The 26,283-nt window shown below is 41.5% G+C and carries 27 protein-coding genes; 17 read left to right on the top strand and 10 right to left on the bottom strand.

From position 1 onward, the window contains the following. Nucleotides 1-158 precede the first annotated feature (158 nt). The 3 genes from BUA17_RS08200 to BUA17_RS08190 all read left to right on the top strand — a co-directional run bounded on the left by BUA17_RS08200 (nucleotide 159) and on the right by BUA17_RS08190 (nucleotide 2,231). Nucleotides 159-1,109: an LLM class oxidoreductase gene (locus BUA17_RS08200; RefSeq protein WP_072733193.1), complete on the top strand. Its 951-nt coding sequence runs from the start codon at nucleotides 159-161 to the stop codon at nucleotides 1,107-1,109. Nucleotides 1,110-1,175: 66 nt separating this feature from the next. Then, a complete protein-coding gene (locus BUA17_RS08195) occupies nucleotides 1,176-1,397 on the top strand; it encodes a DUF896 domain-containing protein (RefSeq protein WP_063562690.1) in 222 nt (73 codons plus the stop codon). Nucleotides 1,398-1,592: 195 nt separating this feature from the next. Further along, nucleotides 1,593-2,231, top strand: coding sequence for a sugar O-acetyltransferase (locus tag BUA17_RS08190; protein ID WP_063562689.1), 639 nt, complete (start codon nucleotides 1,593-1,595; stop codon nucleotides 2,229-2,231). Between the two features lie 97 nt (nucleotides 2,232-2,328). Here BUA17_RS08190 and BUA17_RS08185 read toward each other — a convergent pair whose 3' ends face one another. Continuing rightward, nucleotides 2,329-3,681, bottom strand: coding sequence for an MATE family efflux transporter (locus BUA17_RS08185; protein ID WP_072733192.1), 1,353 nt, complete (start codon nucleotides 3,679-3,681; stop codon nucleotides 2,329-2,331). A gap of 171 nt (nucleotides 3,682-3,852) precedes the next feature. Here BUA17_RS08185 and BUA17_RS08180 point away from each other — a divergent pair, with 171 nt between their 5' ends. The 5 genes from BUA17_RS08180 to BUA17_RS08160 all read left to right on the top strand — a co-directional run bounded on the left by BUA17_RS08180 (nucleotide 3,853) and on the right by BUA17_RS08160 (nucleotide 8,711). Further along, nucleotides 3,853-4,533: a TetR/AcrR family transcriptional regulator gene (locus tag BUA17_RS08180; RefSeq protein WP_072733191.1), complete on the top strand. Its 681-nt coding sequence runs from the start codon at nucleotides 3,853-3,855 to the stop codon at nucleotides 4,531-4,533. A gap of 277 nt (nucleotides 4,534-4,810) precedes the next feature. Beyond that, entirely contained in the window at nucleotides 4,811-5,701 is an 891-nt protein-coding gene (locus tag BUA17_RS08175; protein ID WP_072733190.1) for an AraC family transcriptional regulator, read from the top strand. Nucleotides 5,702-5,858: 157 nt separating this feature from the next. Then, nucleotides 5,859-6,923 carry a Gfo/Idh/MocA family protein gene (locus tag BUA17_RS08170; RefSeq protein ID WP_064637404.1) on the top strand — a complete coding sequence of 355 codons (1,065 nt, stop codon included), beginning with the start codon at nucleotides 5,859-5,861 and terminating at the stop codon, nucleotides 6,921-6,923. Between the two features lie 328 nt (nucleotides 6,924-7,251). Beyond that, nucleotides 7,252-7,746, top strand: a complete 495-nt coding sequence (locus BUA17_RS08165; RefSeq protein ID WP_064637406.1) for an RNA polymerase sigma factor — start codon at nucleotides 7,252-7,254, stop codon at nucleotides 7,744-7,746. Next, nucleotides 7,743-8,711, top strand: coding sequence for a hypothetical protein (locus BUA17_RS08160; protein ID WP_072733189.1), 969 nt, complete (start codon nucleotides 7,743-7,745; stop codon nucleotides 8,709-8,711). The genes BUA17_RS08165 and BUA17_RS08160 overlap by 4 nt, the downstream gene beginning before the upstream one ends. 174 nt (nucleotides 8,712-8,885) lie before the next feature. Here the strand turns inward: BUA17_RS08160 and BUA17_RS08155 are convergent, their stop codons facing one another. Further along, nucleotides 8,886-9,767 carry a LysR family transcriptional regulator gene (locus BUA17_RS08155; RefSeq protein ID WP_072733188.1) on the bottom strand — a complete coding sequence of 294 codons (882 nt, stop codon included), beginning with the start codon at nucleotides 9,765-9,767 and terminating at the stop codon, nucleotides 8,886-8,888. A gap of 186 nt (nucleotides 9,768-9,953) precedes the next feature. On the opposite strand from BUA17_RS08155, the gene BUA17_RS08150 reads away from it, so the two are divergent. Next, nucleotides 9,954-10,937, top strand: a complete 984-nt coding sequence (locus BUA17_RS08150) for an aldo/keto reductase (protein ID WP_072733187.1) — start codon at nucleotides 9,954-9,956, stop codon at nucleotides 10,935-10,937. Between the two features lie 26 nt (nucleotides 10,938-10,963). Here BUA17_RS08150 and BUA17_RS08145 read toward each other — a convergent pair whose 3' ends face one another. Both BUA17_RS08145 and BUA17_RS08140 read right to left on the bottom strand, forming a co-directional pair. Beyond that, a complete protein-coding gene (locus BUA17_RS08145; protein ID WP_063562678.1) occupies nucleotides 10,964-11,545 on the bottom strand; it encodes a YdeI/OmpD-associated family protein in 582 nt (193 codons plus the stop codon). Then, a complete protein-coding gene (locus BUA17_RS08140) occupies nucleotides 11,535-11,999 on the bottom strand; it encodes a VOC family protein (protein WP_072733186.1) in 465 nt (154 codons plus the stop codon). Before BUA17_RS08140 ends, BUA17_RS08145 begins: the two co-directional genes overlap by 11 nt. A 109-nt stretch (nucleotides 12,000-12,108) precedes the next feature. Here BUA17_RS08140 and BUA17_RS08135 point away from each other — a divergent pair, with 109 nt between their 5' ends. Both BUA17_RS08135 and BUA17_RS08130 read left to right on the top strand, forming a co-directional pair. Further along, on the top strand, nucleotides 12,109-13,020 hold the full coding sequence (locus tag BUA17_RS08135) for a helix-turn-helix transcriptional regulator (protein ID WP_072733185.1): 912 nt from the start codon (nucleotides 12,109-12,111) through the stop codon (nucleotides 13,018-13,020). 81 nt (nucleotides 13,021-13,101) lie between these two features. Further along, entirely contained in the window at nucleotides 13,102-13,617 is a 516-nt protein-coding gene (locus BUA17_RS08130; protein WP_072733184.1) for an AAA family ATPase, read from the top strand. Between the two features lie 59 nt (nucleotides 13,618-13,676). On the opposite strand, the gene BUA17_RS08125 is transcribed toward BUA17_RS08130, so the two are convergent. Further along, a complete protein-coding gene (locus tag BUA17_RS08125; RefSeq protein WP_063562674.1) occupies nucleotides 13,677-14,561 on the bottom strand; it encodes a LysR family transcriptional regulator in 885 nt (294 codons plus the stop codon). Nucleotides 14,562-14,722: 161 nt separating this feature from the next. Between BUA17_RS08125 and BUA17_RS08120 the strand changes: the two genes are divergently transcribed. Both BUA17_RS08120 and BUA17_RS08115 read left to right on the top strand, forming a co-directional pair. Continuing rightward, complete coding sequence (locus BUA17_RS08120) at nucleotides 14,723-15,466, top strand: acetoacetate decarboxylase (protein WP_072733183.1); 744 nt, start codon at nucleotides 14,723-14,725, stop codon at nucleotides 15,464-15,466. Between the two features lie 44 nt (nucleotides 15,467-15,510). Next, nucleotides 15,511-16,542: a ketopantoate reductase family protein gene (locus BUA17_RS08115; protein WP_072733182.1), complete on the top strand. Its 1,032-nt coding sequence runs from the start codon at nucleotides 15,511-15,513 to the stop codon at nucleotides 16,540-16,542. Nucleotides 16,543-16,731: 189 nt separating this feature from the next. Here BUA17_RS08115 and BUA17_RS08110 read toward each other — a convergent pair whose 3' ends face one another. Further along, the gene (locus BUA17_RS08110; RefSeq protein ID WP_072733181.1) at nucleotides 16,732-17,694 is read right to left on the bottom strand and encodes a helix-turn-helix transcriptional regulator; all 963 of its coding nucleotides are present in this window, start codon (nucleotides 17,692-17,694) and stop codon (nucleotides 16,732-16,734) included. 106 nt (nucleotides 17,695-17,800) lie between these two features. Between BUA17_RS08110 and BUA17_RS08105 the strand changes: the two genes are divergently transcribed. Together BUA17_RS08105 and BUA17_RS08100 are read left to right on the top strand one after the other, a co-directional pair. Beyond that, entirely contained in the window at nucleotides 17,801-18,280 is a 480-nt protein-coding gene (locus BUA17_RS08105) for a GyrI-like domain-containing protein (RefSeq protein ID WP_063562670.1), read from the top strand. 18 nt (nucleotides 18,281-18,298) lie between these two features. Next, nucleotides 18,299-18,763: a phage tail protein gene (locus BUA17_RS08100; RefSeq protein WP_072733180.1), complete on the top strand. Its 465-nt coding sequence runs from the start codon at nucleotides 18,299-18,301 to the stop codon at nucleotides 18,761-18,763. Nucleotides 18,764-18,850: 87 nt separating this feature from the next. Here BUA17_RS08100 and BUA17_RS08095 read toward each other — a convergent pair whose 3' ends face one another. Beyond that, nucleotides 18,851-19,726: a LysR family transcriptional regulator gene (locus BUA17_RS08095; protein ID WP_064637422.1), complete on the bottom strand. Its 876-nt coding sequence runs from the start codon at nucleotides 19,724-19,726 to the stop codon at nucleotides 18,851-18,853. A gap of 132 nt (nucleotides 19,727-19,858) precedes the next feature. On the opposite strand from BUA17_RS08095, the gene BUA17_RS08090 reads away from it, so the two are divergent. Further along, nucleotides 19,859-20,932 (top strand): NAD(P)H-dependent flavin oxidoreductase, encoded by a 1,074-nt coding sequence (locus BUA17_RS08090; RefSeq protein WP_072733179.1) that lies wholly within the window; start codon nucleotides 19,859-19,861, stop codon nucleotides 20,930-20,932. 6 nt (nucleotides 20,933-20,938) lie between these two features. Here the strand turns inward: BUA17_RS08090 and BUA17_RS08085 are convergent, their stop codons facing one another. From BUA17_RS08085 to BUA17_RS08075, 3 genes are all read right to left on the bottom strand, one after another. Then, on the bottom strand, nucleotides 20,939-21,466 hold the full coding sequence (locus BUA17_RS08085; protein WP_063562666.1) for a DinB family protein: 528 nt from the start codon (nucleotides 21,464-21,466) through the stop codon (nucleotides 20,939-20,941). A 146-nt stretch (nucleotides 21,467-21,612) separates the two neighbouring features. Beyond that, nucleotides 21,613-23,634, bottom strand: a complete 2,022-nt coding sequence (locus BUA17_RS08080; protein WP_072733178.1) for an ATP-dependent DNA helicase — start codon at nucleotides 23,632-23,634, stop codon at nucleotides 21,613-21,615. A gap of 231 nt (nucleotides 23,635-23,865) precedes the next feature. Continuing rightward, nucleotides 23,866-24,453 carry a GNAT family N-acetyltransferase gene (locus BUA17_RS08075; RefSeq protein WP_072733177.1) on the bottom strand — a complete coding sequence of 196 codons (588 nt, stop codon included), beginning with the start codon at nucleotides 24,451-24,453 and terminating at the stop codon, nucleotides 23,866-23,868. Nucleotides 24,454-24,651: 198 nt separating this feature from the next. Between BUA17_RS08075 and BUA17_RS08070 the strand changes: the two genes are divergently transcribed. Next, complete coding sequence (locus BUA17_RS08070) at nucleotides 24,652-26,274, top strand: helix-turn-helix domain-containing protein (protein WP_072733176.1); 1,623 nt, start codon at nucleotides 24,652-24,654, stop codon at nucleotides 26,272-26,274. The last annotated feature ends 9 nt before the right edge of the window (nucleotides 26,275-26,283 follow it).

Raw genomic sequence — 26,283 nt, 5'->3', positions numbered from 1 at the left:
GACTGTCGAACGTGACAGTTTCCGTTTGGTATAAAAAAGTATACAATATCACAAATTTTATCCTATAGAACAAAATTGTGCGTACTATTTTCTGAAGGTTATATGGTTTATCATTGCCTTTGCAAATGAATATTGGATATTTATGCGGAGGTCAGGAAATGAATAAATTTGAATCACATCTGGGCTATACAAACATGTTTAAAGAAGACCAACTTACGCTCGGGATATATTTTCCAATAGAGTCTTATAAGGGTAGTATCCCAGAGATGCAGTTAGAGCAACAAATGCAATTGGCGAAAAAGGCAGAAGAAGCGCGCTTTGCTTCCTTATTCGTTAGAGATGTTCCTTTAAATGTTCCAAGCTTTGGGGATGTGGGACAAATATATGATCCATGGGTTTTTCTTGGATTCTTAGCTGCTCATACGAAAAAGATTTCATTGGGTACCGGAAGTATGATCACCACACTACGCCATCCGTTGCATGTAGCAAAAGCAGCAGCTTCTGTTGATCGAATTTCCGGAAAACGACTTGTGCTGGGCATTGCTACAGGGGATCGACCTAGTGAGTTTTCAGCGTTTTCAGTGGACCGAGAAAAACGTGGTGAATTATTTCAAGAATCTTTGCATGTCATGAGAGAAGTCTGGAATGAGGAATTCCCGGTAATTCATTCACCAAGCCTTAACCTTCAGGGTGGCGATTTGTTACCCAAACCGGAATTAAAGGATATTCCTATTTTAGTAACAGGCCATTCTTCACAGACACCGGAATGGATAGCAAAACACAGTGATGGCTGGCTGTATTACCCACGAAATATCATTGATCAAGCATCACTTATTCAACAATGGCGTACATTAACGGATGAATTTAAGCCTTTTAATCAGTCTTTATATATCGATTTATCAGAAAATCCAGATGAAGATCCAACTCCTATTCACTTAGGGTTTAGGAGCGGATATAAATTTTTAATTGAATACCTCAATGCTTTAAAAGGAATCGGTGTGAATCATCTTGCATTCAACTTGAAATATGGAACACGTCCGGTTGACGAGGTGATTCAAGAATTAGGGGAGGAAGTGGTTCCATACTTCCCGGCGTTATCTAATAAATAGGTGCAATGTATGCATTTCGGTGCTAGACTACCAGTAAGATTAATTGTAAAGAAGGAGAGGAAAAGGATGATTAAACATTTAGGTCGCATTAATGAATTGGCGAAAAAAGAGCGTGAAGAAGGTTTGACCAATGCGGAACGAGTTGAACAACAAGTATTACGAGAAGACTATTTACGGGAAATTCGTGGGCAAGTTCTAAACACTTTTTCAGTGCTTACCATACTTGATGCAGATGGAAATGATGTAACACCGGACAAAGTACGAAATGAAAAGGGAATCAGTTTGTAGGGAAAATAAACTTTTTGGGAAGAACGAAAAGCCTCCGAGTATTCATTGACAGAAATGGTGTGGATAAATACACTTGTTTTGTAGTTGATTTCGTAGGATGCTTTTTATACACTTTATAAATATTCATTATAAAGGTATTGTATAAAGTGTTAGGTTGATTCATGTATCGAAGTATTTATAACAGGAGTTGATAACATGACTGAAGAAGAACGAATTTTTAATGGGATCTTATTTAGTCCCGGCCATCCAGACCTTAAGGCTATTAAGCTTCGCTCTCACAATCTAAGTAGTCAATACAGTCGTACTTTTGAGGATCAAACGGAGGAACGTGAAGCATTACTCATGCAGATTCTGGGTCGAAAAGGAGAGCGTTGTTTTATACAAGGCCCCATTTTCTTTCATTATGGCGTTCACACAGAAATCGGTAACCATTTTTTTGCGAACTACAATCTGACCGTCCAGGATGATGCTAAGGTTACCATTGGTGATCACGTCAGCTTTGGACCTAATGTGACTATTGTTACACCGGTTCACCCATTCATTGCTTCAGAACGTCGACAAATGCTGGACCAAAACGGGGAACCTAAGTCGCTCTGTTATGCTAAACCTGTCACCATCGGAAATGATGTTTGGATTTCGGCTAACGTCACCGTATGCGGCGGTGTTACCATTGGCGACGGATGCGTCATTGGTGCTGGAAGTGTAGTAACCCAAGATATCCCTGAAGGCTCTTTTGCAGCGGGTGTACCCTGCAGAGTCATTCGTCCCATCACAGAATCGGACAGCATGCGTTATAAACCGGAAGTTCTGGCTGATTGCAGCGTAATTGAATAAAACACATAAAAAAGAAAACCGTTCCTAGACAAGAGGAACGGTTTTCTTATTTTGATTAGTATTTCGTTGATTAGGTGGAAAGCTTATTAACTGTTTTCTAATGTACTAGATTCTCTAAATCTGGCTGCAATTTGTTGCGCAGAATATACAGCATGATAGCTCCAACAAGGAACGCGACGAGATCCGCAATGACGAGTGACCATACAACCCCATGGAAGCCATTCAATCGGTTGGCGATATAGAGTACAGGAATCAAAGTAATTCCTTGAATGACTGACATAACAAACGCGGCGGTTCCTTGCGCTGTTGCTTGGAAGATCCCCACAAACAACGAGGTCATTCCTGTAATGAACAAGGATAGGAACGTCACATGTAGAATGTAGCTACCCATTTCAATTAATTGCGGGTCATTCGTAAATAAACCAATTAAGTGATCGGAAATCAAATAGACGACAACGCCGAACACAACAGCTAACGCAACAATCGTTTTGATCGTAAATCCAATGGTATGCTTCATGCGTAATTTATTTGCTGTAAAAGAGAAGGCAATCAACGGCACAACTCCCTCGCATAAGCCCATCAGAATAAACTCAGGAAATTGCAACAAACGTGATGAAATTCCGTACCCCGCTATGGCCTGATCTCCATATTCGACAAGAAAATGGTTCAAAATGAGCGACATTGCACCCAAGAAGATACTCATGATAAAGACGGGAACTCCGATTTTGAACACATTACTCATAATTTCCTTGGAAGCCTTAAACCATTTTACGGAGACAGTCAAAAATTGGCTTTTATATCCCATATGGTATGCGTAAAAAACACTGGCAACCAAGTTAGAAATGACCGTTGCAGAAGCAACGCCGATTACACCCCAATGGAAGATGAAGATGACAATCGCATCAAGAATAATATTTACAACCACGCTAAGAATCATACCGATCATGGATGTGATTGCTGCACCCTCCGAGCGCACGATGTTCTCCAGCGTGAAGAATAATATGACGAATGGTGAACCGATAAGCATAATCGTGACATAGTCTTTTGTAAATCCGAAGGATTCAGCCGTTGCTCCCAAGCTATGAACGATTGGATCGATCAGCGGGAGGCCGATGGCTATTACGATAAGACCAAGAACTAAACTGCTGTAAAAGGCGAATGAGGAAACATGTTTTAGGTCATCATATCTTTTTTCTCCTAACAAACGGGAGATGAATGTACCGCTACCCATACCAATCAAGTTGCCGAGGGCCATAATCACCGCGAATAACGGTAAGGTTAGAGCGAGTGCAGTTAACATGGCAGTATTGCCTAATGTACCAAGGAAATAGGCGTTCAGGATAGAATAGATGACACTCATCGACGTACCTAACATCATCGGTACAGCGAAGTGAGCTACGGCTTTTGCGATCGGTGCTTTTTCAAAATAATGGAGGTTTTCTGCATCCATGTGTGAGTCACTACTTTCTTCATTTATTTTTTGAAATGATTTGAAATTCGAACGATATTCCAATTTTCAATCTAACAGTGTTAGTTTGTGCCTTACAGTGTTAGATGTTATCATGAACTTATGAACCTGTAAAGCATAATCTTACACTGTTAGATAAAAGGGCGGATATGGATGAAAAAACAACAGCCTCAGATTTCGGAGGATAAGATTTTGGGAGCTTCTTGGGAGCTTCTTGGGGATGAAGGCATTGAGAAATTCAGTATGAGGCGATTGGCCGATCGGCTGGGTATTCAGGCTCCTTCTCTGTACTGGTACTTTAAGAGCAAGCAGCATCTCTACCAGCATCTGGCCAACCAGATATCGAAAATGATCCTGAATGAATTCCAATCCGACGGGGACTGGAAGGTGCAAATGGAGGGCCTTGCGATATCGATACGGAGTGTACTCCGCCGGTATCCCTGCTCCACGCAGCTTATGATGCAGACGCTGCCCCATGAGCCGGACATGATTCGCTTCACCAACCGTATGCTGCTCTGTATGGAATCTACGCCACTTGAGCAAGAGCAGAAATTGCAAGCCGTTCTTACGCTTGTGAACTATGTTTTCTTCTTTGTTCTGGATAATTATGAGCACCAGCGCACGGTCTCCGTAATGATTAAGAACCAGGGAGAGCTTCCGGGCGGGGAGATGATCCAGCTACTGGACTCCATGAGCGAGACGGAAGCAGGACTGTTCCGGCGAATGCACAAGGGCGGGTTGTTTGAGATGATGGGGAGCGACGGAGCGTTTGAGTTCGGCTTGAAGTTGATTTTGTCGGGAATTGAGCAGGTGATAAAGGAACAAGAAAATTAGAATGCAAAAAAACCGTACATCAGGATATCGGATGTGCGGTTTTTGATAAGGCTTATTGTTAATCTTATATTGCACCGTTACCTTCAAAATCGACTTGATGACGCAGGGCTACTCAGCAACAATTCTTATGAGAAAAACATTTATAAACATATCCTTTTGAATTATTATTAGGATCTACAGAGAATGAACAGAAGGAATTTGCACAGGAAGTTTTTATGAAAACGATTACAAGATATATTATTGAATGCAACACATATAAGGAGGACTGCTAGCGTACATGAGTTTATATCTAGAAATCCCGGAACTCGACAAAAGACTCCCATTTCGAAGCTTTATTCATAAAGGAGATGTGCTCTGTTATCCTCACTGGCATAAGGAAATTGAAATTATTTATGTTACCCAGGGAAGTCTGGATTTGGGGTTGAATGACAAGGTAATCCGTCTGAAGCAGGGGGAAGTCCAATTCATTAATGGCGGTGACGTCCACTTTTTTTTGTCATCCCCTGATAGTGAGCGAATTGTTATTCAATTTGATCTGAGCCTGTTCCAAGACGTATCCACACTAATTTACGATGATCGGTCGCTTCGTGACATTTTTACTCAAATAGAGCAATCCAGCAGAAACTGGCCTCATGAAACGGCAACCAAGCTTCTTCCTCTTCTTCAAAACATAAGCACAGAAGATTACGAGCGCAAAGAGGGCTATGCATATATGATCAAGGCCAAACTTTATGAAATGTTCACTTTTATTCTAAGAGAAGTACCAAGGGGGAGTGAGAAACATCGACCCCAAATCTCGGAAAATATCCTGACTCCGACCAAAGAAATGCTTTTAAAGCTGGAACGGATTTTTGAATATGTAGAAAGCAATTACCAGGAATCAATTATACTAAAAGACGTTGCCGACTATATAGGGTTCAGCCCTTATTATTTCACTAAGTTTTTTAAGAAAAATACAGGAATGACCTTTGTAACTTTTCTAAATGAATATCGACTTAATAAAGCGAAATGGATTTTGCTGAATGAAAACTATTCGATTACCGAAATAGCAGAGCAAGCCGGATTCAATAGCGTTAAGACATTTCATCACTTCTTCAAGGAAGCGACGGGGACATCGCCTTTAAAGTATCGCATGACAATATCCGGGAATAAAACAGCAAGAAAATAGGAAGATAGTCTTTTATGAGACTTGTATGATAAGGGTATTAAACAAGTTGAGTTGCTATACATCTTGCATAAATCAAGGTCGCAGCCACTCATCTTTTTTACATAAAGTTTGCTGTGAGAAATCTAACATGTAGGCATATTCAAAAAGGGAAAGGACGATGAAGATGAATAACCGAATTTATAATATAGCAATTGTTGGCTTTGGGGGGATGGGCAGCTATCATTGCCAGTTAATTGAGCCTGTATCACAGATTTCCGTAATCGGGGTATACGATACTGTTGAATATCGGATGGAATTGGGAAAGGAAGCCGGCTATAAAACATACGCAAGTCTGGATGCTGTTCTGACAGATGAGCTGGTGGATATCGTTTTGATTGCTACACCTAATGATGTTCACAAAGATATAGCAATTCAAGCTCTGCAGGCTGGTAAACATGTAATTTGCGAAAAACCGGTTACAATAACCAGCAAGGATTTTAATGATATTGTCAAGGTAGCGAACGAGGAGAAACGTGTATTCACGGTTCATCAAAATCGTCGCTGGGATGAAGATTTCCGGACTGCCAAGGACATCATCGATAAAAAGACATTGGGCGAGCTGTTCCATTTGGAATCTCGGGTTCAAGGAGCCAATGGCATTCCTGGCGACTGGCGCCAGCTGAAGGATTACGGTGGAGGTATGCTGCTGGATTGGGGCGTGCATTTGCTGGACCAACTGCTACGGATTACAGATAGCCAAATCGAAAGTGTAGCGGCTAATTTAAGTTATATTTTGGGAACCGAAGTGGATGATGGCTTTACGAGTTATATAACATTTAAAGATGGCCTTACGGCACTTATTGAAGTGGGAACGACCAATTATGTGAAGTTACCGAGATGGTATCTCAAAGGAACGGAAGGTACAGCAGTGATTAGGGACTGGGATTTAAGTGGAGAGATTATCACTCGAAATCCGGATGTTGCTCATATAGAGCCGAAACCTATCAAAGCGGGGCAGGGATTGACCAAAACGATGGCACCGCCGTCCGAACAGTCCACACTAAAGTTTGCGATTGAAAAGCCGGATTTGGAGGAGCAAAGCTTCTATGAAAATTTCGTCTCTGTACTCGAAGGGAAATCTGAAATTGCAATTAAGAATGATGAAGTTCACAGAGTACTTGTACTGATTGAGACCATTTTTGAGGCAGCAGAGACCAAAAGTGTAATCCATAGAAGTATTTAACACGCTTTCTGTTATTGCTGTAACTACCATAGATGCGTTAAATCGTGTAAGCCGTCATAATGACGGCTTTTTGTCTGTCTAAATTTCCGTAAGTTTAATTGTGGCCAAAAGGCTCGCTATATGATGAATCCCAATTGGATTTTAATCTTCAAAGTCGCTATTTTAGCGGCTTTTTATTGTTTTATCTTATAAATCTATATCCGTCCTTGAGAACAAGAGGTTGATCTGGTCACTCGTTTGAAAAATATCTAAATATTAAATTTACAACAAAATGTGACCAAATGCCGTCCTTGAGAGTGTTAGAGATATAAAGGAGGGCAGAACAACCATGCAGCGATCAATGCCCCAACGGGGAGATCATATGATGAAAGTCTATGAGACTTACGCGGATACGCTGTTCCGGATTGCCATGGTGCACCTCGGCAGGAGAGAGGACGCGGAGGAAGCCACTCAGGATACCTTCATCAAGTTAATGGAAAAAGCCCCTATATTCAACGATGCAGAGCATCAGAAAGCATGGTTGATCCGGGTCATCACCAATCATTGTAAATCCTTATTAGGCAGAGGCTGGCGCAAACGGGAGGTCAAGTTGGAGGGAGCAGATCCCCTTACGACAGACGACCCCGAAGATCAGGCACTGATCGAACTCGTGTTGTCACTGCCCGTCAAGTATAGATCGGTGGTTCATTTGTACTATTACGAAGATTATCCGATCCGGGAAATCGGCGAGATTCTGCAGATCAGCGAGTCTGCAGTGAAGATGCGATTGAAGCGGGGAAGACAGCTGTTAAAACTGGAGCTGGAAGGAGAAGAACCCCAATGAACGAGGAACAATTCAAACGAAATTATAAGAAAGCGGTGGACCATATGAAAACAAATGACCAAATGAAAAAACGGATAGAGCAAACCTTGAACACACAACGCCATGAACAAAAGCGCCAGCGAAAACCTCTATATATTGCAGCGAGCGTCGTCATTGCTGCCAGTGTTGGACTCGCGGCGCCAAGCATATGGCAGCAAGTGAGCGGACCGGCCGCGCCAGCGACGCAGGTGGCACAGGTCACTCCGGGCGCATCATTCGACCCTGTGGTGATTCCGAAGACAGAGCTGCCGGGTTCAAAGAACGGCGTGAAGGCCGATATGCTTCAACTGGTGGTTTATCAGGGCAACGTCTATACACAGTCTGCTACATCGCTTGACGGTACGGATGCGCTTGCCCTGCGAGGCGAGAAGCTCGGTACTACAACAGGGGGCATTCATGAGCTGAGCGACAAGGGTGAGTACACGGAGCTGGCCTCCAACATTGGAGAAGCGGACATCTATGCGGTCAACGGCTACGACACGAATTTCCGTATCATGTCTTACACCGAGATCGATGGTCAGGTATATGCCCAACTGTTTGACCAGAGCAACGGCATCACTATCAGCAGCGGCGAAGACCTGATCGGCAAGCTTCACCTCGAAGGCAACGTCACTTCTGCGCAGTTGGAGACCTTCGCCAGCTGGAACAACGGCTTGCAGCAGCTGCAGCCGCTCGCAGCGGACAAATCGCTTAACAGCTTTATCTCAGCGCTATACGCTGCCAAACCGGTAGCAACAAGCCCTGAATTGGAGGAGCGCCTTTACGGGCAAGAAGACCGCAAGATCATCTACCTGACGCTCGAAGATAAGACACAGGTCCAATTAGTCCTGTTTGGGGAAGGTCTGGTGCGTTACGGCAATGTACCGGTATTCTTCGAAATCGAGAAAGGTGCCTTCCAAGCGTTCTGGAACAGCCTGGGCGAGTAAGGCGAAGCCAGCGATTGATGAACATTTAGGATTAGGGAGATGACTTGATGCTGAATCCAAAAATACCGGAGAAGGTCACCTAACTGTTCAGATAAAATTAAGATCGTAAAAGCCCACGTATTGCTCAAGTTGGAGCAGAACGTGGGCTTTGGGTTATTTTAATAATCATGGAGATTAAGTTTGATAGGTATCTTTTATAAACTGAATAAAGTGTGCAGTAGCTGAACTGAATATTTTATTCTTTTTCCAAGCGAGTACATGACTAGTGGTTCGTTCAGGTTCAAATGGAACAAAACAAGTACGACTACTTTCCCGGATCGTATAAGATCCACTCACACAAATGGCATATCCAAGTTTCCGTTCTACCAACAGCATAGCATTCGTCAGTAAATTATGTGATGCAAAAATTGACAGGCTATCATTCTCAACTCCAAGCCAGCTTGCAATCTCATTTTGTACAATTGTACGTCGGGGCGGAATTAAGGGTAAAGCAAGAATATCTTCAATACCAATAAATTTTTTCTGAGCAAGAGGATCATCACGTCTCATCAGAATCCCCCACTTTTCCTCATAAGGTAATCGAATATATTCATACTTTGCAGCTTCAATTGGTTCCAAAAATATACCGATATCGATATTCCCTCGATCAAGTTTCTCTCTAATGTCATCTCCATCTGCGCTGTACAATTCATATTGTACCCTAGGGTGCCGATTGGAGAATTCCTCTAATAATTCTGGCAACGCTCTAGAAACGGTGGACTCAACACATCCAATAGAAACAACGCCACCAATCAAATCTTTTTGTTCTGCCAGATCTCTTTCTGTCTTATCTAGAAGGGAAATAATTTCTTTTACCCGTTGTTGAAAAAGTAGCCCGCTATCGGTCAGCGTAATTTGCCTCTTGCCCCGTATAAACAAACGAGTACCCAGCTCTTCTTCAAGATCCATAAGCTGTCGGCTTAGTGTTGGTTGTGTAATGTGAAGGATTTCTGCTGCTTTTGTTATATTGCCTACGTTAGCCACAGTTAAAAAATACTTCAAAACACGAATATCCATTCTAATCATCCTTCCATAAGTCCACTAATGGATAACTTACAGATTATTATACGATACATATTAGGCATGATAAAACATTCATCATAGGTATTAGAAATCTTTCACTTTGGAAATTACCATAGGAGTAGATACTCTTACACAAATTTATAAGCCTGATAAAAAATACGGTTAAGAAAGGAAACGATGATGAAGAAAAGAATTTTGGGAGTCAACGGTTTGGAAACCTCTGAAGTTGGATTTGGATGTATGGGGCTGAACTACCATCGGGGACCGGCAAAAGACCGGGGTGAAATGATATCCGTTGTACACTCAGCTATTGATGCTGGCATCACGATGTTTGATACAGCGGAGGTTTATGGGCCTTACACCAATGAGGAGCTTGTTGGTGAGGCGCTCACAGGGCGTCGGCATAAGGTACAGATTGCAACGAAAGGAGGCCATAAAATTGCTAGCACAACAAATGAACTGGACAGCCGTCCAGAATCCATTATTCGTTCGGTTGAAGGATCATTAAAAAGATTAAAAACAGATTATATCGATTTATACTACATCCACCGTGTTGATCCAAAGGTTCCAATTGAAGATGTGGCGTTGATGATGCAAAAGCTGAAAAAAGAAGGTAAGATTCTCCACTGGGGTTTGTCAGAGGCGAGCGCTACAACGATTCGTCGTGCGCATAACGTTGAACCACTGACGGCAGTGGAAAGTGAATACTCGATGTGGTGGCGAGAGCTGGAAAGAGACATTTTTCCCGTACTCGATGAATTGGGGATCGGTTTGGTAGCCTATAGTCCCTTGGGTCGTGGATTTCTTACCGGGAAATTAGACAAGAATGCTTCATTCACGGAGAACGACAACAGGGGCGAGCTTCCGCGGTTTACAAAGGAAGCGATGGAAGCAAATCAGGTGGTTGTTCAGTATCTGAACAAGCTTGCTGAGAAGAAAAATGTAACCACAGCGCAAATTGCACTAGCATGGATTCTTGCTCAGAAACCCTCTATTGTACCTATCCCAGGCACAACAAATGTCAGTAGAATCTCAGAAAATGTTGCAGCATCTGATATTGTCTTCACCGAGCAGGAATTGATGACAATTAATGATGAGATTAGCAAGATCCAAATTGTGGGTGACCGCTATCCCGAATCTGAGAAGAAAAAGACAGGCATTTAACAGGTTAAACACCTCACCTTGAATATTCAAGGTGAGGTGTTTTGGTTGTATAGGCGCCCATTGTCATTCCAATTGCCATACATTTTATTTTGTTTGGTGTTTGCTATAAACTTATCTAATCTTTTGTTAAATAACGCAGGTTGAGTTTTATAGCTTTGGATGGTGTCGATTCGAATTCTTTTATAAAGATCTGGGAATGCCGCAAAATTCTGATATACATCCGTGTCCTCTTTCAACCTCTGCTCAATAATAGGGTCAATTTTAAATGATTCGTAACTGAGATCAGGGAGAGCCTTTCGACCTTCATCTGTCATTAATCCCAACGATTCAAGGCGACGGGCTCGTTCTTTATTCAATTCAGTCCACGAACTTTTTTTGCTTCTCGGAGATAGTCTTTGAGCTAATTGAGTCTCGGAAATTTTCTTTTTTTGTCCATCAATCCATCCAAAACACAAGGCTTCTTCAACAGCATCCAGATACAGCAGCGTACCTGGTGTTGATTTCATACTCACCACGACCCAGCAAGAATTTTCAGTCAGGCAATGTTCTTGAAACCAAAATCTCAATTCGCTTTTAGACTTTGCTGGAAGCAGTTCATTAAGTAGCATTAGAAATTACGCTATCTAGGAATGTGTCAGCGTCGCTATTAAACTTCCAAACGATACCAAATTTATCAACCAACATTCCGAAGCAGGAAGACCAAGGCATCTCTGATAATGGCATGATCACATAGCCGCCTTCAGACAAATTAGTAAAGTAGTTTTTCATTGCACGTTTATCATGAATAATGATACTAATGATTACATTGTTACCTTTAACCAGCTCACCCGTTACATTCTTCATCGAAGGAAGAACATCCGACATCATTATTTTCCCACCAGCGAATTCTAACGATGACTCCATAATCATATTCAACTCATTTTCTGGCAATGGATAGTTTGGATCTTGTGAAAAATCCTTGAATTTCACTTTTTTCACCTTACTTGCGTTTAAAGCTTCTGAGTAAAACGCGATGACCTGTTCTGTGTTCCCTTCAAAATTTAAATATGCAATAACTGACATGATAAAACCTCCTTCTTGTAATACATGAAGTGTAAGCTATAATAGGTGACAGCTAGATTGTCACCTATTATAGCTATGTTCGAAATTTATTTACCTAAAGAGGACTATCATGAACAAAATTGAAAGATTAATATCGATCATAATGATCTTGCTGCAAAAGAATGTCGTATCAGCTACCGAATTTGCAAAATTATTCAATGTGTCCAAAAGAACGATTCTACGTGATATGGAAACACTTGGATTATCTAACATTCCCATTTATTCTATAAATGGAGTGAACGGTGGATACGGGATTATGGATGAATACAAAATAGACAAACGACTTCTAAGTAGCAATGATTTAGAAAATATACTAACTGCACTGGGCGGATTAGGGAAAATTCTCTTTAGTGACGAAGTAGAATCAACGCTTAAAAAGATTGAATCGATGATAGGTTCAACGATTTCGGGAGGTACAATTCAACTGTCTTTTTATAATTGGGATGGTCGTCCTGAAATTGTCCAAATCTTAAAGACCTGTCAGGAAGCAATAGAGCAAGGAAGGTTACTTACATTCGATTATATAGATCAAAGTGGGGTCAAGTCACAGAGACGGGTCGAGCCATACCAACTTCATTTTAGTGAAATGAGTTGGTATTTGAAGGGGTTTTGTTTAGATCGAATGGAGTATCGAACGTTTAAACTGTCCAGAACGGATAATCTGAATATCGATATTAAAACATTTATTGCTAGAGATTATATGACTGAACAGAAAACAGAGCAATATTATCAACCGAATCTAATTACAATTAAAGTATTGATCTCACATCGAATAAAAGATCAATTTATTGAAAGATACGGTCAAAAAAGGATTGAGGCTCACAATTCCGAACTGCTTATAGCCGAAATAGATATGCCGCAAAACCACTTTGGATTCCGGTTTTTAGCTAGCTTTGGAACGGATTTGGAAATCATAGAACCTAAAGCATATGTTGAAGAATTTCGAGAGTTTCTAAATGCCATGATAAATAAATATGTCTAAGAACCCATATCTTAATTCTGTTGAATGTTTCTTCTTTGTATAGGCCGGTCTCTTTTTATGATAAGAAGGAGGTATTTAGTTATGGAAAAAGCGATCTACTTAATTACAGGCGTAATGGCTTCTGGTAAGTCAACAGTGTCCGAGCTGCTGGCTTCCAAGCTGGGAAAAGCCGTGCATTTGCGTGGTGATATATTCCGTCGCATGATTGTATCCGGCCGCGAAGACATGTCCGCTGAACCGTCGGAAGAAGCATTCCGTCAATTATATTTGCGTTATCAGTTAGCCGCAAATGCCGCAAAAACCTATTATGAGAATGGTTTTTCTGTTGTTTTGCAGGATAATTACTACGGCGCGGAATTAGTCTATATGATGGAGCAGTTAAAGGATTACCCGGTTCAGTTAATTGTGCTGTGTCCGAAGGTAGAAGTGGTAAAAGAGCGTGAAAAAACAAGAGGAAAAGTGGGGTACACTGGCTTCACGGTAGAGAATTTGTATTCAGACTTTTTGAAGGAAACGCCTCAAATCGGATTTTGGCTGGATAGTTCGGAGCAGTCCGTTGAACAATCAGTGAACGATATTTTACTGCATTTTAGATGAAAACCAATGACTAATTTCAAGTCGCAAAAAGTCACAGAATGCTCCGAATATGTAGTTTTTTAAACTTTGTACAATGCATAATGATCATTAAAATATGCAATAATAAAGTCCCGGAAATTTCTGGTGGAGGAGGATAAATGTCTATCCTTCACCCAAGATAGCCCCACTGGATAGGTGGGATTAATATCTGCGATTCTGACGTAATTCAAATCCAACTTTCTACAGACCGAGATAGGGATTAACGAGATACCCTGATTGACCTTAATAATCTCCGCGAGTAAATGAGAGTCCACCTCGAATATATTCTTGGGAGTGAATCCTGCTTTTTTGCAAAGCTCGGTTGTAAAAAAGCTATATTCCTCATTATTAGCAAGGGAAATAAAAGATTCTTCGGCCAATTTGCTTAACGAAATTTCAGATTTTGTCGCAAACTTGTGTGTGGAAGGTAAAACCAGCACGATATCTTCATTAATAAGGACACAACTCTCAATCTCATCGTCCGCTATAGGTGGACCTGCGATCCCCAAATCAATATCCCCTTTTTTTAAGCTTGCAAGGATGTCATTTCTAGCTCCAAGTCCCTGTTGTATATTGGTATCCGGACACTGGGTAATATACCTGGTGATCAGTCCTGATAGGAATCTGGGATTTGAAATCGATATTTTGATGGTATGGGCCATTTCGTTATCCTGCGTTTGTATTTCCATTCTTGCATTTTCAATTTCGGTGAAAATCCTGTTGACATGTTTCAAGAGGATTTTTCCGGATACATTCAATTGAATATTTCTTCCTTTCCGGTCAAATAAGGTTGTACCCAACTCATCCTCAAGTCTCTTTATCGTTAGGCTTAAAGAAGGCTGAGCAATATTTAATTGTTCGGCAGCCTTAGATATATGTTCTGTATAAGCGACGGTCTGAAAGTATTTCAACTGAAGCAGCTCCACTATAGTGCACCTCTTATATTTATTATAATAAATGAGTTTATATATTATCATGTATTAGATTAAATGTAAATTGAGATGTAAGATTGATTATGTAATCATCATTTCGGTAGAGAAATCAGACAACAGAATGAAGAAATTAGAGATCGGAAGGTGTCGTTCAGATGAGAAAGGAAGAAGTGGTTAGGCAATTTACAACTCCGCTGGATGCAGGGGCATTTCCTTTGGGACCATATCGTTTCTATAATCGCGAATACTTGAACATTTTATATAGAACTGATCTGGAGAGCTTAAGAAAAATCGTTCCGGAGCCATTGGAAGTTACCTCTCCGCTTGTAAGGTTTGAGATCATGAAAATGCCGGATGTAACAGGCCTTGGTTCCTATACAGAGTGTGGACAGGTGATACCTGTTAACTTTGAAGGGGAGGAAGGAGATTATCTCCACGCAATGTACGTAGACAGTTTTCCTGCAATCGCATCAGGCAGGGAAATAGGTGCCTATCCTAAAAAAATGGGCAAACCCAGTTTGTATGTAGATTCCGACACATTGGTTGGACTTATGGATTATGGCTCTTTAAGAGTGGCTACCGCGACCATGGGATATAAGCATTTTCCACTTGATCATTCGGAGGCGCTACAAGAGATTGTTAAACCAAATTATATGCTGAAAAAGATGCCTGATTATGACGGATATCCAAGAATCTGTGAACTGGTACGGAGCCAAATTACGGATATTAAAATTCAGGGCGCCTGGTCAGGTCCTGCAAGACTGGAGCTATTCGCTCATGCTCTTGCGCCAATGGCAGATTTGCCTGTACTTGAGGTTGTTTCAGCTTCCCATATCATAACAGAGCTTTCGCTGCCTTCTCCAAAAGTTATATATGATTATTTAGCTGATGAAAAATAAACGTCATTAAAAGCAATCAAACATAAAAGGTAGGGGAATTCCATATGAGAATTGCAATTTTAGGAGCAGGATCCTTAGGAACCATCGCTGGTGCATATATTGCTGCCGGCGGACAAAATGTTGAGTTGATCGATGTCTATCAAGCACATGTTGATGCATTAAACCAGACAGGGGCCCAAATTACTGGCACTACGGATTTCCAGGCAAAGGTGACTGCCATTACTCCTGAGGATATGTCAGGAACATATGATTTAATCTTGCTTTTAACTAAACAGCTATATAACGAGTCTGTCCTGCAAGATCTGTTGCCGTTTTTAAACGACCAAAGTGTTGTGCTTTCCTTGCAGAACGGTATCCCTGAAGAGAAGGTGGCTTCCATTGTTGGCCGAGAACGGGTAATTGCCGGATCTGTTGAATTTGGTGCTACGTTTATTGAACCAGGAGTATCAAGACTTACAACAGAGTTTAGCCGCTTCAAGCAGTATGCTTTTCAAATTGGTGAATTAAATGGTGAAACAACCGAAAGAATTCAACAGATCAAATCTATACTAGACCTTGTGGGTGGAACACATATTTCCGATAATCTGGTGGGCACGAAGTGGTCTAAATTGCTTATTAACAATGCTTTTAGCGGCCTATCTGCAGCACTAAATGTGGAATATGGTGTCGTGCTTGACCATGATATTAGTATTGTGAGTGCCGTCCGTATTGCCGATGAAACGATCAAAGTTGGACACGCAAATGGTGTGAAATTTGCCACGATGAGTGGCTTTGATATTGAATCTTTGGAAATACAAAGTGAAGAGGATATCCCGGAACGAATTAAAACATTTCGGGTTCTCATGGAGTCGTCCAGACTGTTAAAAGCAAGCATGCTACAGGATCTCGAAAAGCAACGGAAGACCGAAATTGATTATATCAATGGAGTAGTTCCGCGCTCAGCTTCAGGCAAACAAATCTCAACACCTTATAATGATATGGTTGTAAGATTAGTCAAACAAGCTGAAGAATCTCAAACTGTGCCTAATTTCGAGATTAATATTAAGTTCTTTGAAGAGCTTAACAATAACAGATGATGTGAGTGAGTTATAGATCGCCAGAAAACGTGTTGAGGAGATAATTCCTCAATGCGTTTTTTTATCGCTAAATGTTACCTTAAAGCTTAGGGGAATTGGGATAATGTCCCATAGTAGATCTCAGTAGAAACAGCAGATAATAAAAGCATGATTTAAGTTCAAAGTTATTTGGTTTTAACTATCCACTACTTAGGGGCAATATAAGCTTAATCTCTCTTGTACACCTGCTAAGATTTCTTCTGGCATCTCCTTGATCTTGATATCTCCACCTAAGAAAAGCAACCAATTGGTTATTTCGGTTAATTCTTCTGCATGATGAACATTGATGAAGGTCTTTATAACGGCTGTGGTTTGGTAAGGGTTCGTATAAGAAAGTGAAAGCTTTAAAGGATGGTATTTTTTGAATTGGCCAATCGCTTTTGGACCCAGTTCAAGGACAAGGTTAATCATTTCCTCCTGCTTACTTAGTTGTTCTAAAATCTTTTTCTTACTTAACTTTTTTTTCACAGGGAATAATTCTATATGGGTGAGATTATCGACAGATAAAATCCGTCTCTTTTCTTCCTCTAAGTCAAAGCCTTCAATGAGCCATAGGCTTTTTTCACGATAAAGGTGCAAAAGATAAATGGGATAAGACTTTATTTCCATCTCTTCTTGGACGGTAACCAACAGATAGTTCTCTATAAGAAGAAGCTGTATGAGTTTTTCCAACATAGGGTGGGGCAGGTCTGACAGATCAAGCAAGTCGGGATTATGGGGGTTGGTTCCTTCAAAAAGCAATATTTGATTTAAAAGAACAAGGTCATCTTGCTGATTTTCGGAGATGAGGCCCAGTAACTTTTCGGTTAAAGTTTGACGACTCTTCAGATAAGGAAGTTGTTGATTTCGGGTTGCCATAAAGGCGAGAAAAAGAGCTTTGATTTCATTATCCGTAAAGCGGACCGTAGGCAGGACAGAGTTGTTCATGACAAAATAACCCCCATCCCTCCCAACTTCAGCGACAAGCGGCATACCCATAGCTTCAATTTCTCGGATATCTCGAATAGCGGTCGAACGAGAGATGTTAAATTCCCGCATGATTTCGGAAATGGTAAAGTGGGCGCGGTTATTGATATACCTCATGATGATATTGATCCGTTCAACTTTTTTCATGGGTCCCCCTAAACAGTATCATAATTTGACATGATTTAAGGTTATTATAAACCCATCAAGTGAAAAGACAAATCCATTGATAAATTTAAAGAGGACGGTGTTAGGAATGAGTAATTACAATATTGAGGAAAAAGACAGCTTTATCGTTTTAGGTATAGGAACTGAGCTTAAGAGCCACTACACCGACTTTGCTGGTATTAACAAAGAAAAGGTGGATTTTTGGTCGGCTGTGAAAGAAGATGGAAGCCTGGATGCTTTAAAAGCTATAGCGACAAATGACTATATTTTTGCCGTGAACGAAGCGGTGAATAACAAGATGATGCATTATGCGGGCGTCATGACAGAAGAAACACTGCCAGAAGCAACCAGAGTAATCCAATTCCCCAAGGGAGAATACCTGGTCGTTAAAGGGGAAGGGACAACATCTGATGAGTTGAGTAATAACCTTACTGGCGTTGCATTCGGACAAGTTCTACCAGCGGAAACGAATTATGCATATGTTGGTGGGCCAAATACTACGGTTGAGATGGGACAACAAAACGGCTTGTTATTTGGTGAAATATGGATTCCTGTTGTTAGGAAATAAGGTAAAGGAGAGATCGGAATGTCATATATCGTTGATTTTAAAAATGTGTCTACAGTCGGTCTAGAGTCCTCACCAGTAGCAGCAGCGCTTGCAGGTTTGCGTGCAAATGAAGCCCGTTATTTTATGAACAAATATAAGCATGAATTTACGGTTGTTCCTGCTAGCGAAAGTCAGGACACCCTTGACTATGTAACACGAATTTTGAAGGAAGAACGTGATATTGAGTTTGCAGCCAAGCCCTTGGAAACATCAGCTTTTCAAGTGGAAAACATTCGATTCTCCTACGTCTTTTATGAAGATGGTCTTGGACTCAATGTCATGTATACGGTGGATGACTCTAAGAAGCGGGCCGTGGGTTTTAAGCTTTCTGAGGGGATGGAAGTTCCAGCGGAGTTAGAAGGCAAGTTTAAGTTTGCCAGACAGAAATCTAAGTTAGCTGGAACCATTCGGGGCTCATTTTTTGTAATCAAGAGAGAGTATTGAAGTGGGCAAAAGTGCATGTGGAAGAAGCTGAGCATAGCCCCATTGAAAGTCGCTGTATTAGCGGCTTTTTTTGTTTTATCTGTGCAACTAGCTTTGGAGAATCTCTTTCTTGGTTTCATCTAAAAAAGCAGATAGCGCCGGTGTAATGAGGGTGTCTTTTCGTTTAATAAACATGGTCGTTACTGAAGAATACTTCTCCGGTAAGGAGTGGCAGGTTACCTTGTCACGGACTTCATAATCCGCAATGATGGAATAAGGCAGTAAAGTAATACCCATACCAGCACTAACACAAGCAATTATCGTTTCGAGGGTTCCAAATTCCATTAATTTCACAGGCAATAATCCTTCTTCTTGCAGGAGAGTGTTAAGTTTGGCTCGGTATGAACATCCTTTGGGAAAAACCAGCATCGTATGATTTTGTAAATCATGGATCGATTGTATCAAGGGATGTTTGGGTGAAGTGACAAGAACAAGTTTCTCATTGATGACTTTGTCCTGCGTGAGATCTGCGTGTTCTATCGGACCGGAAACAAAAGCTCCATGCAGTTCATAATGCAGAACTCCATGAAGCAGCTTTTCTGTTGGCCCTGTAACTAAAGAGAAATCAACATTCGGATATTTCAAATGATATTGCGCGAACACGGAAGGCAGCCGGACCGCTGCAGTTGTTTCCATAGAACCGATAACCAGAGGACCTGAAGGAATGGAGCTGCTTCCTACTGCGGCTTTGGCTTCGTTAATGGTATGTAGAATCTTTTCGGCGTAACCGACTAAAATTTGTCCTGAAGGAGTAAGTGTAACTCCCTTTTTGTGACGGTAAAATAATGCGGTCTGAAGATCCGCCTCTAACTGTTGAATTTTGTTTGTAACATTGGACTGAGCATAATTTAGTTTTTTCGCTGTTTTGGAAATACTTCCTTCTTGAACGGTTTGAATGAAAATTTCCAGTAAGTGAATATCCAAGTTGACCCTCCTTTAGAAAACAATCTATCTGAAATCATGATATGTAACATCTGATTTACGGATTATACAAGATGGATAAACTCGATGTAAACTATAAAGAATGGAATCTGAATTGATGGGGAGGAAACCTCGATGTCTATTCAATTAAACAATAAGCTCTGTGAAAGCTTCAATATTCGTTATCCAATCGTTCTTGCGGGGATGGCCGGTATTGCAAACATGGCACCCCTAGTCGCTGCGGTTTCTAATGCAGGTGGGTTAGGGACGTTAGGCGCTGCGTATATGAGTCCTGAGGAACTAAGAGGCGCCATACACGAGATTAAAAAACGGACGCAAGCACCGTTTGCCGTAAATATTTTTGCTCATGTTGGACCGGATCATTATACGAATTTTGATGCGGTAAACGAAGAGTTGACCCCGATTCGAGAATTCTTGGGTGTGAAGCAGCGTGCTCAAGATGAAATACGTACACCCAATCATTTTGAAGAACAGTTTGACATCTTGTTGGACGAAAAAGTTCCGATTATTAGTACAACGTTTGGATTACTTTCCGAGCATCATATGCAGAAGGCAAAATCGTTAGGCATCAAAATTATGAGTAAGGTCACCACGGTAGAGGAAGCTATTCAAGCGGAGATGCGCGGATGTGATGTCATTGTTGCTCAAGGTAGTGAAGCAGGAGGGCATCGAGGAACTTTTGATGTATCATCTCAGCTCAGTGGAGCAAATATCGGAACCATGGCACTTGTCCCACAAATTGTAGATCATGTCCATATTCCAGTCCTTGCGGCAGGCGGAATTATGGATGGTAGAGGGCTGGTGGCTTCACTTGCTTTGGGAGCACAAGGGGTGCAAATGGGGACTCGTTTCTTGACATCAGTTGAGTCTGGTGCACATGAGGTATATAAACGTGCGTTGCTTGATAGCACAGAGGAAAGCACTGTAATTACAAATGCCTTTTCTGGACGGCCAGCGCGTGGCATCAAGAACGACTTTATACAGCATTGGGAAGCATCCAGTATTAAGCCGCTAACCTTTCCTACCCAAAATACATTAACTCGCGAGATCAGGAATGCTTCTGCTAAGCAAAATAATCCCGAGTATATGGCCCTTTGGGCAGGTCAGGGAACGAGAATGTTAACAGATAACCAATCTGCAAGCGATATCATTAATCAAATGGTAGAAGAAGCCAGAGCAATCATTTAGTAGTGATTATAATTTCACATCCAGCGAATAGCGATCGCGAAGTACTGACAAATGGTGGAGCTCATGTCCAGCCATAACAAATGCGATCGATCGAGCTGAAGCAGGATTATCACTGACGATCCCTCTACAGAGCCAAGCTTCTGGTGTGAGGCGACGGAGCATAAGAATGGTTGAGCGGCGTGTGACGGCATATTCTTCGTTCAGATCGGCTGCGGTATACGCATTGAAGGGTTGGCTCTGCATAAGCACGTCCTGATCGTAGCCAGGATGATTCGCTTTGTCACCTCTGGCGATGCGAAGCAATCGACTGCTCATGATGCGTTCGTTATCCAAAAGGTGGCCGATGACCTCCTTCACGCTCCATTTGCCTTCGGCGTAACGATAATTTGCTTGCTCCTCTGTTAATGAAGAAAGCAAAGTTTGTACGATGTTGGCCTGCTGCTCTAACCTTTCGATGATATTTCCTTCAGGAATAAGCCGGATGTAACCTTCATAAAAAGCTGCATATTCCGCTGTAGTAGGTCTTTCAACCATGTAAATGCCTCCTTTGGGATTCATAGCTCTGGAATATATTGTAGCATATATCTTACTTCCAGCATTGAAATTGGCCCCTCCGCTTTATGGGCGGAAGGGCCGATTTCATGTGATTTGCACAGTTTTATGGTTGGGCTGTTCCACATTCAATCCGTACGTCGTATCCCTTTTTGTTGAACAAATTTCTCCAAAATCGAAAAATCCTCAGTCACTTCTTTGAATGGTAGCGTGTCCAGCACCTGTTCCCGGTAATTCTTTTTTGCCGCTGCGCTGAGACGGGAGTCTAGTATGCTGAGTATGCCAAGATCCGTTTCACTGCGAATCAAGCGTCCCGTTCCTTGCCTTAACCGGAGAAGCATATCCGGTACAAACACCTCCATGAACGAATTCTTCGTTACAGATGCCTTATATTCATAAATAGGGTCCGAAGGAACAGGGAAGGGCAGCCGGAAAATAATGACCTGTGACAGGTCAGAACCCTCGATATTCACGCCTTCCCAGAATACACCTGTACCCAGGAGCACACCTTTGTTTTTCCTGAATTCAGTGATAACACTGTCCTGGGAAGATCCTTCTTTCTGAATATGAACTGCCCATGTATATTCATCAGGCCTTGAAATCAGCTTCTTATGAATGTATTTCATGTCTTCCTTTGCTGAAAAAAGGACGATCGTTCTTCCTTGTGTTAAATCACAGAGTTGAACCAATTCCTTGTAGGCTGCTTCAAGATAGTCTTCGCGCTGGTCATGGTGGTAATATGGGACTACGTTCGAGATGTACATCATGGTATGGTTGGTGTAATCAAAAGGGGAGGATTTTCGATCCATAAAATCACCCTTATAACCGAGGGACTGCGTCAAATAAGAGTATTGTTCCTCCAGCGTATCCCCGCCTTGGCACAGCGTTGCCGACGTTAGGATAACAGGCGCTTTGCCATTAAATAAAGCATACTTCAGAAATTGGCTTATATCTTTGGGACAGATGCTGATCGTGGCTACTCCCAAGGGACTGCTTGCCCATATGAGATAGTTATCCTCTATTTCAGCCAAAACATGGATGAGGGTAATAAGCCCGTTTATGGCTTCGAAAGCGTCATCAATCTCCCGCTCGTGGCGGGAGGTCAAAATGGAAAGGCGAAGACTGAGATCTTTCAAATCGTTTGAGACTTGATATAACGGTATACCTTTGATCTCCGACACTTTTATACGGTCGCTATCCTGCTTGGCATGGTGGAGCAGATCCGCGTTTATCTGTTGGAAGATTCGTTCAATACATTTTTTTATAAACTTGGATTGTGAGAAGAGACTTTTATCCCCGGACTGCTTTGTTAGAAGCTGTACAGTATTATCCAGAATGCGGCTGATTCCCCGATAAGTGAACTCGAGCGTTCGGGCATCTCGAACTTTTGCTTCCAGATTATGCGCTTCATCAATGACGATCAGAGCCGGCTGTTCTGAGATGATACTCTTGGTTCCTTCTTTTTTCTTCATCAAATCCCGTATGAGCAGGTCCTGGTTCACAATAATAAAATCAATCTCATGAGCCTTTGCATTTAATTTAGCTCTCATATCGTAAAACAAGCACGCATTTTTATGATGGCAACGTTCAAATTTGCAATCATTTACGGAAAAGTTGGACCATTCGGCATCACTAATTCCAGCTTTAATATCAGCTCTTTCATCAATTTCAAAATCTAAAATGCGCTGGGCAAGGGTAGACAGTGAGGAGCTCGGATCATCAGACCTGCTCCATTCCGCGGCCCTACTTCGGCACGCATACTGCCCCATACCTTTCCCAACGACAGAGCGAACTGTTGTGAAGCCCAACCTGCTACCAATGACTCTTAAATCTTTATGTATCTGTTCCGAAAGCTGAATGGAGGATGTAGCTATAATGACCGGTTTCTGGGACATTTGATTCATGAGCAGGCTCGGTATCAGGTAGCCAAAAGACTTACCGATTCCAACACCAGCTTCAATCATGGCGTTATGCCCGTAGATATAAGCATCGGCTATATCGAGAGACATTTCTTGCTGCCCGATTCGCTCTCTAAGACCAATTCGAGGGAACCGATCATAGATTCGGAAGATGGCGTTAACCAAAGATCGTTCGATTTCCTTTTTTGATTCCCGTTTATTTATCTTATAGAGATCATTTAACCAGTTCATAACGAGCGCCCCCCTTCCAAATGAAAGATCCTCTTGTAGGAATTTTTTAGTCAAACTGTAATTATCTTAGATACTGAGATAACAGTCAAGTGTTCATAAGGAAGCGGTGGAAGGTAAGCAACCAGCCAATTGGTCAGATACGAAAAAACATTGGGCCGAATAAGACGAAGACAGTAATATGAAGACAAGGAGAAGAGCGAACAGGGCACACCAGTGCTTTGTTCGCTCTTCTTAATCAACGGTTGGAATTGATTTATTGAAATTCTTATAATAAACCAAATGATCTGTCCACTCATCGTTTTCGTGTATGAAACCTTTGCGAACACATTCAAATTCCATGCCTACACTTTCCGCAAGTTTCATAGAAGGTATATTATCCATATTAATATGGGCTTCTATACGGTGGAATTTCAGTTGTTCAAATGCAATAAGAAGAGCTTCATTCACGGCTTCTTTGCCGTAGCCTTTTCTCCAATACTGATTATGGATGGTATATCCGAAGCTTGCCCATTGAAAATCCGCTCTTGCTAAAGTCGCAATATCAATCATACCCAGATGTGTACCATCTTCCTTTCTAAATACACCAAATACATAAACGGCATCTGTACGCGCTAACTCTTGATGTCGATCTACAAGATGATGAAACCAATCCGGTGTACATTCAGTCATATCCATTTTCCCTTTATCGTGGCGGTGTTGGGAGGGAAAACGGTTTTCAAATGCATTTAACCAATTTTCATAGTCGTCTTTCTTTAAAGGTCTTATTACTAACCGTTCTGTCTCTGAAATATAATCAAATTGTTCTGCATTCAATCCCAAGTGACATCTCCTCTGAATTATCTTTTTTCATTTACATCATTAAGCAATCCAAGTTTATCATAGGATACATCTGTTGAGAACAAGAACGAAAGGGACATCCAGTTGATTAGAAATCACAATTAATAGGGCGGCTAGACATCTTTGCAATAAACGGTTTAATGGTAAAATAGTGAAAATGGTTCATGTTGGAGGATGCTCATGTATAAACTGATGATCGTAGAGGATGAACTGCTCATGCGGGTTGGAATTCGTTCCATGCTAAACTGGGAAGACTACAATTTCTATGTTGCGGGAGAAGCGGGGAACGGGAAGGAAGCGTTGGAACTCGCGCTAGAAGTGACCCCTGATCTAATTATTACCGATATCAAGATGCCGATCATGGATGGGTTAGAGCTCATACAAGAGGCATCTTGTTTATTGAAAACCTGTAAATATGTCATCCTGAGCAATTTTGACGAATTCCATTATGTAAAAGAGGCACTGAAGCTTGGGGCTGTAGACTACTTGATTAAAAGTGAGATTACAGAAACCTCTCTAGTTGATCTTCTTATCACCATTGAAGAGAAATTAAAAAGTGAACGTGACACTAAGACCAACGTACCATTTATGACACACGACTATTTCAAGAGCCTGAGACATCTAAAGGATAGCTTTTTCCAAGATGTTGTAAGCGGATTCATAAATGAAAAGGATATGGTTCCCAAAGCTGAAGAAATGCATTTCCGTATACGATCAGACAAGTTGGTCGTCATCCAGTTTATTGTGGACTATTACGAGGAAGCGAAGAGGAAATATGTCGAGAAGGGGGAAAAACTACTTCGATTCTCTATTCTGAATATTATGGAAGAGATCATTCCATCCAAATGGGAGAAAGAGATTTTCGTGGAAAGCTCCTCTGAATATTGGGTTATTGTCAATGTTCTTCCTGGGAGTGAGTCTGTACAAGCTGATCTAAACAAACTATGTAATAAGCTTCTGTCTTCAATCAAAGATTTTATGAATCTGTCACTCTCAGCGGGTGTAAGTACAATCGTTTCCGATTTCCATGGCATAAGACAGGCATGTCGAGAAGCGGAATTCGCCCTAAGGCAAAGTTTCTTTAAAGGCAGCAACCAGATACTGTACTACGCGGACGTGATTCAAGCTCCAGCTCGGAGAGAAGTGAATGGAATGCTCAGTCCGGAGCAAGAACGAGATTTCCTCAAATTATGGGTGAGTAAAGATAACAAAAAGGCGGAGGAATTCCTTGAAGAAATTCGCTCTGATCTGGAGGTGCAACGAGCAGATGAGAGCAGTATTCGCAAGCAATATATCATGGTGATGGAAACCATACACTCCCATCTCTCACGAGTTACTGAAAGAGGCAAGCTTTCATTTACCGAGAGATCGCCTTACGAAATCGTTTTGAGAGGAGAGTATTGGGAGGATATTCACCAAGATATGCTGGCTCATATCGCGTATTACTTTAAAACCGATTCCCAGATCATGCAGGAACGTTCCTACACAGACCTCGCCATTGAGTTAATGGACAAGTATTATGCTGAGGATATTTCGTTGCATAGTATTGCTAGCCAGATCAGTGTCAATCCTTCGTATCTTAGCCGATTGTTTAAGCAGGAAAAAGGAGAGAACTTCATCGCATACCTGACACGAGTTCGGATTGAACATGCCAAGACTTACCTATTGAGCAGGGAACTGAGAGTATATGAAATCGCTGACAAGGTGGGCTACCATAATTACACGTACTTCAGTAAGATTTTCAAAAAATCGGTAGGATTCACTCCTGAGGAATATCGAGATCGACAGCAGGGACTCATGTAATCCGTGAAT

The organism is Paenibacillus sp. ov031 (assembly GCF_900143165.1).
Lineage (GTDB): Bacteria > Bacillota > Bacilli > Paenibacillales > Paenibacillaceae > Paenibacillus > Paenibacillus marchantiae.
The sequence above is the reverse complement of the archived record's forward strand: the minus strand, read 5'-3'. Positions and strand labels throughout refer to the sequence as shown.

Bases quoted from the DNA above. Each gene is read 5' to 3' on its own strand.
- BUA17_RS08175 (WP_072733190.1), top strand. From the start codon at position 4,811: ATGAGTTTATATCTAGAAATCCCGGAACTCGACAAAAGACTCCCATTT.
- BUA17_RS08080 (WP_072733178.1), bottom strand. From the start codon at position 23,634: ATGAACTGGTTAAATGATCTCTATAAGATAAATAAACGGGAATCAAAA.
- BUA17_RS08115 (WP_072733182.1), top strand. From the start codon at position 15,511: ATGAGAATTGCAATTTTAGGAGCAGGATCCTTAGGAACCATCGCTGGT.
- BUA17_RS08170 (WP_064637404.1), top strand. From the start codon at position 5,859: ATGAAGATGAATAACCGAATTTATAATATAGCAATTGTTGGCTTTGGG.
- BUA17_RS08110 (WP_072733181.1), bottom strand. From the start codon at position 17,694: ATGAAAAAAGTTGAACGGATCAATATCATCATGAGGTATATCAATAAC.
- BUA17_RS08140 (WP_072733186.1), bottom strand. From the start codon at position 11,999: ATGTCAGTTATTGCATATTTAAATTTTGAAGGGAACACAGAACAGGTC.
- BUA17_RS08105 (WP_063562670.1), top strand. From the start codon at position 17,801: ATGAGTAATTACAATATTGAGGAAAAAGACAGCTTTATCGTTTTAGGT.
- BUA17_RS08160 (WP_072733189.1), top strand. From the start codon at position 7,743: ATGAACGAGGAACAATTCAAACGAAATTATAAGAAAGCGGTGGACCAT.
- BUA17_RS08185 (WP_072733192.1), bottom strand. From the start codon at position 3,681: ATGGATGCAGAAAACCTCCATTATTTTGAAAAAGCACCGATCGCAAAA.
- BUA17_RS08120 (WP_072733183.1), top strand. From the start codon at position 14,723: ATGAGAAAGGAAGAAGTGGTTAGGCAATTTACAACTCCGCTGGATGCA.
- BUA17_RS08135 (WP_072733185.1), top strand. From the start codon at position 12,109: ATGAACAAAATTGAAAGATTAATATCGATCATAATGATCTTGCTGCAA.
- BUA17_RS08070 (WP_072733176.1), top strand. From the start codon at position 24,652: ATGTATAAACTGATGATCGTAGAGGATGAACTGCTCATGCGGGTTGGA.
- BUA17_RS08100 (WP_072733180.1), top strand. From the start codon at position 18,299: ATGTCATATATCGTTGATTTTAAAAATGTGTCTACAGTCGGTCTAGAG.
- BUA17_RS08165 (WP_064637406.1), top strand. From the start codon at position 7,252: ATGCAGCGATCAATGCCCCAACGGGGAGATCATATGATGAAAGTCTAT.
- BUA17_RS08150 (WP_072733187.1), top strand. From the start codon at position 9,954: ATGAAGAAAAGAATTTTGGGAGTCAACGGTTTGGAAACCTCTGAAGTT.
- BUA17_RS08130 (WP_072733184.1), top strand. From the start codon at position 13,102: ATGGAAAAAGCGATCTACTTAATTACAGGCGTAATGGCTTCTGGTAAG.
- BUA17_RS08200 (WP_072733193.1), top strand. From the start codon at position 159: ATGAATAAATTTGAATCACATCTGGGCTATACAAACATGTTTAAAGAA.
- BUA17_RS08155 (WP_072733188.1), bottom strand. From the start codon at position 9,767: ATGGATATTCGTGTTTTGAAGTATTTTTTAACTGTGGCTAACGTAGGC.
- BUA17_RS08190 (WP_063562689.1), top strand. From the start codon at position 1,593: ATGACTGAAGAAGAACGAATTTTTAATGGGATCTTATTTAGTCCCGGC.
- BUA17_RS08195 (WP_063562690.1), top strand. From the start codon at position 1,176: ATGATTAAACATTTAGGTCGCATTAATGAATTGGCGAAAAAAGAGCGT.
- BUA17_RS08145 (WP_063562678.1), bottom strand. From the start codon at position 11,545: ATGCTACTTAATGAACTGCTTCCAGCAAAGTCTAAAAGCGAATTGAGA.
- BUA17_RS08085 (WP_063562666.1), bottom strand. From the start codon at position 21,466: ATGGTTGAAAGACCTACTACAGCGGAATATGCAGCTTTTTATGAAGGT.
- BUA17_RS08090 (WP_072733179.1), top strand. From the start codon at position 19,859: ATGTCTATTCAATTAAACAATAAGCTCTGTGAAAGCTTCAATATTCGT.
- BUA17_RS08180 (WP_072733191.1), top strand. From the start codon at position 3,853: ATGAAAAAACAACAGCCTCAGATTTCGGAGGATAAGATTTTGGGAGCT.